At 72.0% G+C, this 1142-nt stretch carries 1 protein-coding gene; it reads left to right on the plus strand.

The annotated features are described in order from the left end of the window. The coding region (locus ACYVE9_RS27745) for a sugar phosphate isomerase/epimerase family protein (protein ID WP_461030644.1) at window positions 1-921 on the plus strand (921 nt) is incomplete at its 5' end. Window positions 922-1142: the final 221 nt, after the last annotated feature.

Consider the following 1142-nt stretch of genomic DNA (forward strand, 5'->3'; position numbering starts at 1 on the left):
TCACCCGCGGCCCGGCACGGCCGGGGCCGCCCGCCGATCGTGCCGCCCGGCCGCCTCGGCATCCAGCTCTACACCCTGCGCGACCAGGTGGCGCGGCTCGGTTTCGGCCCGGTCTTCGAGGAGCTGAACCGCTACGGCTACGAAGAGGTCGAGTTCGCCGGCTACACCCACGGCACCGGCAGCATCACCCTCGCGGAGCTGAAGCGGCTGCTGCGCGACAACGGGCTGCGCGCCGTCGGCAGCCACGTCGGCTACCACTCCGGCGACCCGCACGCGTACACCTTCGCCACCCAGCTGGAGAAGGTGCTCGACGACGCCGCGGAGCTGGGCCTGCCCTACGTCGGCACTCCCAGCTCCCCGGCGCGCTACGGCAACACCGTGGACGCCTGGAAGCGAGCCGCCGAGGAGTTCAACACCTACGGCGCCGCGGCAAGGGCACGCGGCCTGAAGTTCTACCAGCACAACCACGCCGAGGAGTTCGGCTTCGCCACCGACCGCCCCGCGCAGCGCCTCTACGACCTGATGATGGCCGAGACCGACCCCGCGCTCGTCTACCTGGAACTGGACATCTACTGGGCCTACTCCGCCCGGCACCGCTTCAGCACCCGCCCCGACGGCACACCCGACCCGCTCGACCCGCTGGCCTACGTCAAGCGCGCCCCCGAGCGCTTCCCGCTGTTCCACGTCAAGGACGGAGAGCACGACGAGGCCCACCGCGACGGCTACCGCATGACCGACGTCGGTGACGGCGACATCGACTACCGCACCTTCGTCACCGCCCTCACCCGCGGCAGGCGCAGGCGCTACCACCACTGGCTGGTGGAACGCGACGACGCTCCCGACGCCGCCGCCAACCCGGAGGGCTCCCTCCACACCGCCCGCGCCTCCGCCGCCCACCTCCGCGGCGGCCGGCGCTGCTGACCGGCCGGCCCCACGCGTCCGGCTGCCGTGCTGACCCCCTGACCTGCGCGGCAGCCGGTACCGACCGTCCCGGTAACCGTCCGTGATGGCTGGTATCAGGCGGTATGCACCCCGGATACCGGGGTGAGAAGCACCCGGAAACCTTGGTATTGTTGTGGACGTCGCCGCGGCCAAGGCCGCGACGCTCACCGGTCCGGGTGGCGGAATGGCAGACGCGCTAG

Source organism: Streptomyces sparsus, from assembly GCF_054776295.1.